Annotated in this window: 2 protein-coding genes; both read left to right on the top strand. The window is 69.1% G+C overall.

Annotated elements, in window-relative coordinates; translation table 11 throughout:
• Window positions 1-296: 296 nt before the first annotated feature.
• A complete protein-coding gene (locus ABZV38_RS40305; protein ID WP_356333921.1) occupies window positions 297-1,214 on the top strand; it encodes an NADP-dependent oxidoreductase in 918 nt (305 codons plus the stop codon).
• Window positions 1,215-1,240: 26 nt separating this feature from the next.
• Window positions 1,241-1,657: a hypothetical protein gene (locus ABZV38_RS40300; RefSeq protein ID WP_356333922.1), complete on the top strand. Its 417-nt coding sequence runs from the start codon at window positions 1,241-1,243 to the stop codon at window positions 1,655-1,657.
• Window positions 1,658-1,794: the final 137 nt, after the last annotated feature.

Raw genomic sequence — 1,794 nt, 5'->3', positions numbered from 1 at the left:
TGTACGACGGCGACGCGCTGTCCACGGACGGTCCCCTCCCCACCATGCCCAACCCGAAGATCATCCCACCCCGTCAGCCAACGTGACAGCGCCCGTCGTAGTGGTCGAGCTGCCGACGTGACCGAGCACCGTGCACAGCACCCGCGCCCTTGATCGTCAACACGTGACGACTGTCTGGTCGGTTCGGCGTGAGTGGTGTCGGCTGGGTCCGGGGCGTCGCGCCTTTCGAGTCGCATGGTGCGGGTCGCGCCGTCATCCTGGAGTGGAGTCTTCTTGCCCAGTTGGAAGGAGCGACCATGAAAGCGGTGCGGGCTCACGATAGGGATGCTGCGGTGAAGGGTTTGGTCGTCGAGGAGGCGCCGTACCCGTACTCCGGTTCGGGTGACGTGGTCGTGCGGGTGCGGGCGGCCTCCTTCACGCCTGAAGAGCTGGCCTGGTCGTCCTCCTGGGTCGACCGGAGCGGCCGGGACCGGACGCCCGTCATCCCGGGGCACGAGCTCTCGGGCGAGGTCGCCGAGGTCGCGGTCGGTACCACCGGGCTTTTGGTCGGACAGCGGGTCATCGGGCTGATTGACTGGAACCGGGACGGCTCGCTCGCGGAGTACGTGGCGGTCGAGGCCCGGTATCTGGTCCCGCTCCCAGCCGGGATCGACCACGTGGAGGCGGCGGCGCTGCCGATGCCGGGAATCACCGCCTGGCAGGCTCTCTTCGTCCACGGGCGCCTGGAGGCGGGCCAGAGCGTGCTGGTGCACGGCGCAGGCGGCGGTGTGGGGATGGCCGCGACGCAGTTGGCCCGGGAGGCCGGGGCGCGCGTGATCGGGTCGGGGCGAGCGGGCAGCCGGGACCGGGTCTTGGAACTCGGCGCTGAGGAGTTCGTCGATCTCGAACAGCCTGGGTGGGAGGAGGCGGTGGGCCGTGTCAACCTCGTCTTCGACGTCCTGGGCGGTGAGGTACTGGAGCGCTCGGCGGCCCTGGTCACGCCCGGCGGCACGCTGGTGAGCATCCACCAACCTCCGCCCGTGTGGCCCGAGGACGGCCGGGCTCTGTTCTTCATCGTCGAACCCAACCGTGATCACCTCCTGGAAGTCCTTCGCAGGTGCCGGGAGGGACGGTTCCATCCGCTGGTCGGTGCCGTGCACCCTTTGGACCACGCACCGGAGGCGTTCCGGGCGAAGAAGGGCACGGTGGGCAAGACCGTCATCCGGGTCGCGTGAGCGTCGGCAGGCCGCTTGTTCGAGGCTTGCCCCCAGGCGAACGCACCGGTGCCTACCGCACCGCACTGAACGACCTGGTTATCGATGACGACGGCGACAGTCACGACTCCGCCGACGACTACGCCGTCGCCCTGCTCGACGAAACGGCCACCCTGCGGGCCAACTGCGCCACCTTACAGCGGCAGGTAGCTGTCCAGCGAGTCGCCGTCGTCGCACAGCCGCGCCTTCAGCCCGCGCAGGTACGCCTCAGCGACCAGCAGGCCGCGGGAGGTCTCCATCGCGACCGGAATCGGGTTCACTTCGGTGTCGCCGTACTCGGCGAGCAGGTCCACCAGGATGCCAGGCGCTGTCCGGTGTCGTCGTCCGCCCTCGGCTACGTGCCACCGGACGAGTACGAACAGGCGTACTGGGCGAGACTGGAGCAAGTCCCGCAGACCGCTTGATCACACGATCACGGACTCCACGAAACTCGGGGCAGCTCACTTCGGGGCGTTGTCACGTTGCTGGGTGGGTGACTGTCTGACGGCGCGTCGGGGCGTGGTGGGCCCTGGGTTCGGGCGTGTGGTCAGGCTGTGGTGGG

The organism is Streptomyces sp. NPDC005181, from assembly GCF_040608395.1.
Classification (GTDB): domain Bacteria; phylum Actinomycetota; class Actinomycetes; order Streptomycetales; family Streptomycetaceae; genus Streptomyces.
Note: the sequence above shows the minus strand (reverse complement) of the source record. Positions and strands in the feature narration are given on the sequence as shown.